General features: G+C 39.3%; 9 protein-coding genes. 8 read left to right on the top strand and 1 reads right to left on the bottom strand.

Features of this window, described 5'->3' with window-relative positions; genetic code table 11:
* The 7 genes from LJE72_RS18540 to LJE72_RS18510 all read left to right on the top strand — a co-directional run.
* Positions 1-491: DUF2975 domain-containing protein (locus LJE72_RS18540; protein WP_229249482.1), on the top strand; the 491-nt coding region annotated here is incomplete at its 5' end.
* Positions 492-504: 13 nt separating this feature from the next.
* Positions 505-720: a helix-turn-helix domain-containing protein gene (locus tag LJE72_RS18535; protein ID WP_073031787.1), complete on the top strand. Its 216-nt coding sequence runs from the start codon at positions 505-507 to the stop codon at positions 718-720.
* 30 nt (positions 721-750) lie between these two features.
* Positions 751-2,274, top strand: coding sequence for a DUF4153 domain-containing protein (locus tag LJE72_RS18530; RefSeq protein WP_229249481.1), 1,524 nt, complete (start codon positions 751-753; stop codon positions 2,272-2,274).
* 269 nt (positions 2,275-2,543) lie between these two features.
* Positions 2,544-3,092 carry a sigma-70 family RNA polymerase sigma factor gene (locus LJE72_RS18525; protein WP_229249480.1) on the top strand — a complete coding sequence of 183 codons (549 nt, stop codon included), beginning with the start codon at positions 2,544-2,546 and terminating at the stop codon, positions 3,090-3,092.
* Positions 3,085-4,632: a DUF4179 domain-containing protein gene (locus LJE72_RS18520; protein ID WP_229249479.1), complete on the top strand. Its 1,548-nt coding sequence runs from the start codon at positions 3,085-3,087 to the stop codon at positions 4,630-4,632. The genes LJE72_RS18525 and LJE72_RS18520 overlap by 8 nt, the downstream gene beginning before the upstream one ends.
* 305 nt (positions 4,633-4,937) lie before the next feature.
* The gene (locus tag LJE72_RS18515) at positions 4,938-5,618 is read left to right on the top strand and encodes a response regulator transcription factor (RefSeq protein WP_229249478.1); all 681 of its coding nucleotides are present in this window, start codon (positions 4,938-4,940) and stop codon (positions 5,616-5,618) included.
* The gene (locus tag LJE72_RS18510; protein ID WP_229249477.1) at positions 5,618-7,120 is read left to right on the top strand and encodes a sensor histidine kinase; all 1,503 of its coding nucleotides are present in this window, start codon (positions 5,618-5,620) and stop codon (positions 7,118-7,120) included. The genes LJE72_RS18515 and LJE72_RS18510 overlap by 1 nt, the downstream gene beginning before the upstream one ends.
* Before the next feature lie 189 nt (positions 7,121-7,309).
* On the opposite strand, the gene galE is transcribed toward LJE72_RS18510, so the two are convergent.
* Positions 7,310-8,302 carry a UDP-glucose 4-epimerase GalE gene (gene galE, locus LJE72_RS18505; protein WP_229249476.1) on the bottom strand — a complete coding sequence of 331 codons (993 nt, stop codon included), beginning with the start codon at positions 8,300-8,302 and terminating at the stop codon, positions 7,310-7,312.
* A 443-nt stretch (positions 8,303-8,745) separates the two neighbouring features.
* Here galE and LJE72_RS18500 point away from each other — a divergent pair, with 443 nt between their 5' ends.
* Positions 8,746-9,303, top strand: coding sequence for a hypothetical protein (locus LJE72_RS18500; protein WP_229249475.1), 558 nt, complete (start codon positions 8,746-8,748; stop codon positions 9,301-9,303).
* The last annotated feature ends 63 nt before the right edge of the window (positions 9,304-9,366 follow it).

Genomic DNA, 9,366 nt, shown 5'->3' with positions numbered 1-9,366 from the left:
GAATATTGTTTATGGGGGGATTTGCAAGCATGGTTATTTTAGATCAGAAAGGTTTTTCTGGCATAGTTAAACACATCTTGGACCTGATTTTTTTAGGTGGAATTGGTATTTTCCTGAGCTTGCCTTTTGCATTGAAATGGTATTTAGGACTAATGTATACTCGAACGAGTGAAAATTATAATTTCTTATTAGGTTTTTTCTTTATAACTGGTATTTTGGCATTGGTGGTCGTCAATGAAATAAGAAAGCTGTTAAAGAACTTAAATAAGAGAAATTCATTTATTGTAAATAATGTGCAGAGTCTCAACCGAATTGCTGTTTCATGTTTATTAATTGCAGCTTGTTATGTTATTAAAATAATTTTTTACAATTCATTTCTAACTATCATTGTAACTATGGTTTTTATCATCACAGGATTTTTTTCAATTATCTTAGCGGAAGTTTTTCGACAGGCCGTTCTTGTGAAAGAAGAAAATGATTTGACAATATAATGGAGGCTAAGATATGTCAATTATCGTAAACTTGGACGTAATGATGGCAAAACGAAAGATCAGCTCATCGGAACTGGCGTCGAAAATAGACCTTACTCAAGCGAATTTATCAATCCTAAAAAATAATAAGGCAAAGGCAATTCGCTTCTCTACCCTTGAGGCAATCTGTAAAGCATTACATTGCCAACCAGGAGATATTTTGGCCTATGAAGAGGACGATACTGTATAAATTAATGAATTTTTTGAAGGGGGTTAAATTATGGAGGATTTAATGATAGTCCAAAACGAGGAGTCTAGCAAAACTAACGTAAAAAAGGAAGATCTGTACCTCCTAGCTTCTTCGGTCTTATTAGGCGTGATTTTTGACATTTTGTTTTATAAAAAACCGCTAGGGATTTCATACCCGCTTTTTGTTATTGCTTTTTACCTGGTTTTCTTAGGAAATTTACGACGGAAGATAACCTTTAAATACGATTTTGGTTGGTTTTTGAGCATTCCTATTATGGCATTGTCCTCAGCCTATTTTCTCTTTTCTAACCAGATATTTGCAGTGTTTAACTTCTTAATAATTCCGGTTCTAATAATCGCGCAAACGATATTGATAAATGGGGAAAACAAATACAAATGGTTTGATACAAGGTTTCTTAGGGATATCCTTTATGGAATTTTTAATCGGGCCTTTGGAAACACTGCTAAACCATTTATAGTGGGATTAAGTTCTATGCGTATTAGAAAGAGCAATGAAAAGCATGATGTTGTAAAGAAGGTCCTGATCGGGTTAGCGATTTCTATTCCGCTTTTAATGATCGTCATTTCTCTCCTTACTGCAGCGGACCAAGTTTTCAAGCATCTCATTGATGAGGTATTAAGTTCCTTTGGCAGTATAAACTTGAGTGATTTTCCATTACAGGGATTGCTAGTGCTACTAATTAGTATCATTGTATTTAGCTATACATGGAGCTTTTTAAAACCTAATGCCAGTGTACAAACGCAGATACAGCAAGGGGCACTAGAAAACAACAGAACTATTTGGGATCACATAATCTCTATAACGATATTAAGCCTTATAAATTGTGTTTACTTAGTATTTATACTTATTCAGTTTGCCTATATGTTTGGAGCTATCAATAATGCTTTACCACCGGATTTTACGTATGCAGAGTATGCCAGAAGAGGTTTTTTTGAGTTATTAATGGTTACCTTGATCAACTTTACACTTTTGCTGAGCAGTCTTAAATTCACCAAAGCAGATGGGAAATTAGTAGCTGGGACTGTACGTATTTTGCACTCTTTGCTTGTTCTCTGTACCATGGTCATACTTTCATCGGCATTTTTGAGAATGTCACTCTATGAGGCGGCCTATGGATATACATATTTAAGAGTTTTAACTCATAGTTTCATGATTTTCTTATTTATACTGTTTGTGATAGCCCTATACAAAATATGGAACGAAAATGTTTCTCTTCTCAAGCCTTATATCGTGATTGCTTTAATGGCGTATTTGATCCTTAATTTTGTGAACATTGATGTGTTGATAGCGAAAAATAATATTGAAAGGTATATTGAAACGGGTAAGCTGGATACTCACTATTTGAGAAACTTGTCGTATGATAGCATACCGGTGTTAGTAAAGCTCCTTGATGAGGAAAATACTCCTTTTGATCTTAAACAATATTTATTGGAACAGCAAAGTGAGTTAACTAAAGATCGAGAGTGGCAGTCATTTAATTTGTCCCAGCATAAAGCAAAAAAAGCGCTTACTCAAGATAACTATAATAACTAGATGCAAAAAATTGTGCTAATGCCTTACAAGATTTCACTACCAAGTTATTGTTTTTAATAAGATGGTTCTTGACTGGGGCGTCTGGTTTCTGGAGTTAAAAGACTGGGGATTGATAAATAACCGCTATGCCCTACACCGGATCAGAGGTGTAGGGCATAGCAATAATAGCAAGATTATTTCCTGGATTTAAAACTTTTTAAGGGTCAGCGAAGTCTAATAAGTGAAGTCTAAACTCGATCAAACGAGGAATCCAGACAGAGAGGTGAGCAATGGAAGCGCAAACCATTGTCGCGGCAATAAGAGGAGATGCTGAGGCTTTTTACGAGCTAATAAATTTTCATAAGCATCAGCTATACCGGATTGCTTTTCGGTATTTGAAGAGTGAACAGGATGCCCTCGAAGCTATTCAAGAAATGACCTATCGTGCTTACCGCAGCATACATAAACTTAAGGAGCCTAAATACTTTCAGACCTGGCTTATTCGCATCCTTATTAATGCCTGTAACGACGAGTTAAAGCGGCTTAGAGTCCAACTTCCTCTGTCTGGTGAGGTTGTTCAATATAAACTGACAGCCTTAGATGACTCAACTGAACCGGGAGGAAGGGCAGATTTGCAACGTCTGGATATTCTGGAGGCCCTTGATCGTCTCGATCTCAGATATCGTCAGGTTATTGAACTGAAGTACTTTGAAGATTTAACGATTCAGCAAATTGCTGTTGTTTTAGAACGACCTGAAGGGACGATCAAGACCTGGTTATTCCAGTCATATAAACTGCTTAAAAAATACCTTCAAGTGAGGGGGGACAGTCATGTTTGAACGTAAAGAACCAAATAAGAGCAATAAGAGTAAAAAGGGGATTTTAAGCCCTTCAGAAACGATGGATGAATTAGTTAAGATGAATGAGTCAGATACAACGGAAGACTTGGAAAAATTAATGAATGAGTTTAATGCTTTTAATGAACTTAACGATGGCGTTAATCTAGTTCATGATCTTCTGATTCAAGCTAAGCCTCGGGTTGCAGACATGCCTATCCCCACTGAACTCGATGATCGTATTCAAAAAGGTTTAACTAAGGGAATAAAAGCCCAAAAGGTATGGCATTTCCGCAAATGGACTACTCTTGTAGCATGTTTTCTGATGGTTGCCTTCATTACGACTGCTCGGGTTTCTCTAGCTGTTGCGGCAGTATTGCATCAAATACCAGGTCTGGGTTATATCGTGGAACTTATAAACTATGACAAAGGACTTCAATCCGCAGTGGAGAATGATTTAATCCTCCCCCTAGGGGCCTCAGATGAACATGAGAATATCGTGTTTACCGTCGATGGAATCATTATGGATGAGGCAAGCCTAGTCATATTCTACACCGTGGAAAACAAAAGGGGAGAAGGCACCTTTGATTTTTCCGAAGTTAGGCTCTTTGATGAAATGGGTGAGCCTCTGAAGGAGATTTCTATTGGTCACAGTAGCTCTGGTGAGCCTGATGAGGATGGCGATGGCAAGATTCAGTCTCGAATTAATGTCAACTTTTATGACAATACTGTGATTCCAAATCGACTGTCCTTAAAAGTCAAGCTTCGTGAAATATTCCAAGATGTTCCCTTCGATCCTTCCTCTCAACTTCCTTCAACTTGGGAAATCACAATCCCTGTGGACAAAGATAAGTTTGTTGGTATGAAGACGGTTTATGAAATCAACCAGAGTGTAGTTATTGAAGGGCAAAGAATTACCTTTGAAAAGCTTACTGTTTACCCTACGCGCATGGCCCTGAATATATCCTACGATCCAGCGAATAGCAAAAAGATCTTTGCCTTTGATGATCTAACTCTCGTCAATGAAGAAGGGGAAGAGTGGGGTAGGATCATAAACGGAGTGAGTGGTAGCTATCCAGATGAGAACCGCGAAATTCTCTTTTTCCAGAGTAATTATTTTACCCAATCCAAAAAACTCTTTTTGAGGGGAAAAAGCATCCGAGCTATGGATAAGGAGAGTTTAAGAATTACTCTGGATCTTGAAAAAGATAGAATCCTTGTTGGCCCGCTAAACCTTGTGCTTGATCAGGTAATAAAGAATCCCTCAGAAAAGAAAAAGGAGCTAATCTTCTCCCTGAAAACTAATCCTATGTACGATGAAAAACGAGGGTTTGGTGTATTTCCCTTTGAATTCATCGATGCGCGAGGGAATTCATTCGAAATTAATGGGCAAAGTACAGCAACCCACTCCGACAAACCAGGGTATGATAAAACCTTATGGCTAACTCTCCCGGATAACCAATCTTACCAATCTCCGATCACATTCAAAATTCAGGATTATCCAAGTCGGATTACGGGTGAGTTTGATATTCGAATTAAATAGCATAGCGGAAGTTTTTGGCGTAATTTCTGATGAATTATGATTGAGAACACGCAAAATCCTGCTAAAAATGCTCAGTTTATTCTACAAGCCAATACGTATATATTTGCAAACTTACTTTGTATATACTAATATAAAAAACAACTATTTCAGTAACATAATTATCGAAAATCTTTGGGCTAGTCCTAGATATGCGGACTGAAGGTTTATGATTCAGGAAACTTTCAGCTTTTCTTCAGATTGATTTCAACCTGATATTGCATAATGATGGTGTTGGTTTTTCACAAATGTAAAGGAGCCTTTATGATATGCAGAAATTAAAGGGAATTAAACTATTGCTAGTCGATGATGAACCGAATATTTTGCAATTTCTAGAAATGGGTCTTCAAGAGGAAGGGTTTGAGGTACAAACAGCTCAAGATGGAATGACAGCGGTAACACTTGCTAAGCAATTTCAGCCCCATCTAATTATTCTGGATGTCATGATGCCAGGCATGGACGGATTTGAAGTATGCCGAATGCTCAAGAAAACTGAGAATGTTGCTATTATTATGCTGACAGCTAAAGACGAAGTAGATGACCGAGTGAAAGGACTAACGATCGGTGCTGATGACTATATGATGAAACCCTTTAGCTTTGAGGAATTGCTGGCACGTATTCAGGCTAGAATACGGAACCAGTTTCCCAATCTAATAGGAGAGGTCGAACTAGGAGCTTTTCGAATTGACGATCGGCGCAAGGAAATCCTTTACGAGCAAAGGGTTTTAGAACTCTCAACTACTGAGTATGAGTTGCTCAAATTTTTGGTTCTTAATCATGACTTGGTCTTAAGCAAAGCCAAAATTTTAGATAAAGTATGGGGTTATGACTTTGGCGGGGATGAAAATATTGTAGAGGTGTATATTCGATCGCTCAGGGAAAAATTAAACGATAAAGAACACCGTTTGATTCGTACCTTACGCGGAGCAGGGTATCGGGTTGATCTGTAATGAAAACAAACTCACTTCGCTTTAAGCTCTTATCTCGTTCGTTATTGCTTATGGCTGGGTTGTTGGTGATCATCGGCTTGTTTCAATATGTCTTCATGCAAGATTTTTTATATCGAAATAAAGCTTTGAGTGTGCAAAGTCAGATTCTAGCAATTCCTCCCGACGTCTGGGAGAGATCAGTGTGGGATATTAAAGATGAAGGCCCCGATAAAATCACTGGTAATGCTACAGGAGATGCTTGGGTTGACAGACAATTTGGTGACAGCCATGGTCGCAGTCGTACTCCCATTTTCTTCTTGCAAGACTCCATAATTGCCTTTTATGATACGTCCGGAACATTATCAGTTCTTTTGAATGCTTCTATAGATGGTCAGGCCCCTCCTAAGCTTGATGAAAAAGAGTATCAAGATGCTCAGCGTTCCAAACACGAAGTGACATATAAGGTCATAGAACAAGCTACGTTAAACGAGCAATTGATCGTACTTCAGCCAATTAAGGTTAGAGATCAATTGCTTGGAGTAGTTCAAGTTAGTTTAGAGACAAAACCTTTAAGGGATATTTTAACTCGGCAGTTATTAACGTTTTTATTGATCTCCTTGCTTGCTCTAATAGGAGGTATGATAGCATTTATTTCTGTACTAAGAAAAACGTTGGTTCCTTTGTCTAAAATGGTGGAGACAGTGGAACAAATCGATGCAGGAAATCTTGCTGTACGTTTACCGAGTGATCAAGGACAAGAAGAAATTGACAGATTGGCAGACTCGTTTAATGGAATGCTTGAAAGACTAGAAACGTCTTTTGAAGCGGAAAAAGAGGCAAAAGAACGGATGCGGCAGTTTGTTGCTGATGCTTCTCATGAGCTTCGTACTCCTTTGACCTCGATTCACGGATTTTTAGAGGTGTTGCTTCGTGGGGCTATGAACCAGCCAGATAAGTTGAACAGATCTCTGACTAGCATGTATACAGAATCTGAGCGGATGAAAAAGTTAATTAAAGATTTGCTTCAGCTTGCTAAGTTAGATCGCTCGCCAAACGTCCGACTAATTGAGGGAGAACTGGACGAGATCATTAAGGGCATGGCACCGCAATTAAGGTTATTAGCGGGGGATCGCAAAGTCAGTCTAAAACTTACTTCAAATTTGAGATGTCGCTTTGATGAAGATAAAATAAAACAAGTTATCTTGAATCTTTTTCATAATGCCGTACAGCATACTGATCCTGAACAGGGAGATATCCAAGTTACTTTGGAGAATGCTTCGGGCGGCGTGGAGCTAAGTGTAAGAGATAACGGTTCAGGCATACCTTCGGAGCATTTGCCTAAATTATTTGACCGTTTTTATCGAAGTGATTCTTCTAGGACTCGTAAATATGGAGGAGCGGGATTAGGACTTGCTATTACTAAATCACTTGTGGAGCTTCATGGAGGCGCGATTCGAGTGGAAAGTTTTGCGGAGGGTGGAACCGTATTTTATGTATGGTTTCCACAGCCTCGTCCAGAATAAAGTCATTAATACTTAGTCAAGAAACCACAAAAGGTAGCCGTGCTAATAGCATAGCAGCCTTTTGAGATTTTACTTTGTTTTAACCTTAACCAGCCTTGATTGAATCATGGCACTGACTATATTCTCGAAGGTCCTGATTTGAGATATAGTCGGTGCCTTTAGCTTTGCGTCAGGTAAGTTTTTATATGACTATTCTTCATATCCATTGGGATGGCTCAGGTGCCAAGCCCAGGCACTCTCTATGATTTTCTCCAAGGAGCTGTATTGTGGGCTCCAGCCTAAAAGGGAGTTGATTTTATCAACTTTCGCTACAAGCCTATCAGGGTCTCCCGGACGACGAGGGGATTCGACCACCGGAATCGTACGGGCTGTGACTTGGCGGGCAGTTTCGATGACCTCTCTAACGCTAAACCCTGAACCGGTTCCAACATTATAAACGCCGCTTTCTGTCCCTTTTCCCAGTGCTTCTAGCGCTAGTATATGAGCCTTTGCTAAATCGAGGACGTGAATATAATCTCTGATACACGTCCCATCGGGGGTAGAATAGTCTGTACCAAAAATGTTTATTCCCGGTCGTTGCCCCAGAGCCGCCTTTAAGATTAAAGGAATAAGATGAGTTTCAGGCATATGGTCTTCTCCCAGAGAACCGTCTAAAGTCGCACCGGCAGCATTAAAATAGCGCAGAGCAATCCACTCAAGACCATAGGCTTTCTCTAACCAAGAAAAAGACTGCTCAATCATGAGTTTAGAAAAACCGTAAGGGTTAATCGGTATAGTAGGTGCATTTTCTGGAATTGGAATTTCTTCAGGAATCCCATAAGTTGCCGCCGTAGAGGAGAATATCAGTCGTTTCACTCCGGATTCAAGGAGTGTGCTTACAAAGCGGTTGGTCTTGGCAGTATTTTCTTCGAAATAAAGGTCAGGTTTTTCTGCGGATTCCCCAACCAAACTCCGAGCAGCAAAATGAATAACAGCACTGACGTCCTCTTGCGCTACTATTCTTCGCACTAGAAGTGAATCTGCGATGTCTCCCTGGAAAAAGGGAACATTGCTTGCAACCGATTGCCGATGCCCTGTCACTAAATTATCAAGAACGACGGGTTTGTAACCCTGCTCTAACAATGTCTTAACAGTATGGCTGCCGATATACCCAGCTCCGCCGGATACCAGAATGGACTCCATAAAAACCCCACTTTTCATAACTTGCGTTTCTTAGTAATGCTAACTAGTATGTTACTGATTATACCCAAAATGAGTGAACTTGTTCAACTAAAGTTAAACATCGAGACTTAGGTGGAGGTACTCTACCTCCACCTAAGCAGAGCACGGTGTTCCACTATCACTTGTAGAAATGGAAGTCTCACAATTGGATCAAGATTAATCTGTGACTATCTGAATGATTATGAATATTATAGCACTTCGCAAGAAATCTAGGAATCAAAACAAATTTAAATGTTAGGGATTAATGAGCCGTTTCAGCTGATTTTCAGGAAACGCTCAATCAACATTCAGGTGGCATTTAGGTATGATTCAGGAGCGGGATTTATAGTAATACCGGGTAGACGCTAATCCATAAAGTAAGCTGAAACTTAGAAACTACCAAAATTTAAAGGAGGATGATTAAAATGAAAAAAATCGGTAAAAGAACCAAAGGTCGATCTTGGATCTTAGTAGGGATTATATTGTCTGCAGTTTTAATAGGAGTCAGTGGATGTGGTGCTAAAGATACTATCGCTGATCCTACACCATCTTCTCAACAAACAGCCTTAGGTCAAGAAAATCAAGGACAGGCTGCTCAACAACGAGCTTCCAATCCAGCTGTGGAAGCTGCCATGAGCATACGTCGTCTTCAAGCTAACGAAGAAATGGTTTTGACGGGTGATCAGAAAGAAGAAGTAAAGCCGATTTTGCAAAGTTTGATTGATACTGCTGATCCAAGTCAAACTTTTCTCCAAGAAAAAGCTGATGCCATGACGGCAATTTTTACTGACGAACAAAAAACATATTTAAGTACAAATACACCTAAAGGTAGCCCAAAGGGGAATGACCAAAATGAAAGACCAGAACCCAGAGATAAACCCAATACCCAATCAAATGAACAAGGTGGAGATCCGAATAGGCAGGCTGGTGTATCTTCCCAACCCCAAGACATATTCAAGCAGGTCTTAGATTCTTTAACATGACAAATAAGGATTCAGTCAAGATTTTAAACATAGGTGAATTATCATACTTAACCTAAACAAGAG

It is taken from the genome of Desulfosporosinus shakirovi, from assembly GCF_020595055.1.
GTDB classification, from domain to species: Bacteria; Bacillota; Desulfitobacteriia; order Desulfitobacteriales; family Desulfitobacteriaceae; genus Desulfosporosinus; species Desulfosporosinus shakirovi.
Note: the sequence above shows the minus strand (reverse complement) of the source record. Positions and strands in the feature narration are given on the sequence as shown.

Bases quoted from the DNA above. Each gene is read 5' to 3' on its own strand.
- LJE72_RS18535 (WP_073031787.1), top strand. From the start codon at position 505: ATGTCAATTATCGTAAACTTGGACGTAATGATGGCAAAACGAAAGATC.
- LJE72_RS18530 (WP_229249481.1), top strand. From the start codon at position 751: ATGGAGGATTTAATGATAGTCCAAAACGAGGAGTCTAGCAAAACTAAC.
- LJE72_RS18525 (WP_229249480.1), top strand. From the start codon at position 2,544: ATGGAAGCGCAAACCATTGTCGCGGCAATAAGAGGAGATGCTGAGGCT.
- LJE72_RS18520 (WP_229249479.1), top strand. From the start codon at position 3,085: ATGTTTGAACGTAAAGAACCAAATAAGAGCAATAAGAGTAAAAAGGGG.
- LJE72_RS18515 (WP_229249478.1), top strand. From the start codon at position 4,938: ATGCAGAAATTAAAGGGAATTAAACTATTGCTAGTCGATGATGAACCG.
- LJE72_RS18510 (WP_229249477.1), top strand. From the start codon at position 5,618: ATGAAAACAAACTCACTTCGCTTTAAGCTCTTATCTCGTTCGTTATTG.
- galE (WP_229249476.1), bottom strand. From the start codon at position 8,302: ATGGAGTCCATTCTGGTATCCGGCGGAGCTGGGTATATCGGCAGCCAT.
- LJE72_RS18500 (WP_229249475.1), top strand. From the start codon at position 8,746: ATGAAAAAAATCGGTAAAAGAACCAAAGGTCGATCTTGGATCTTAGTA.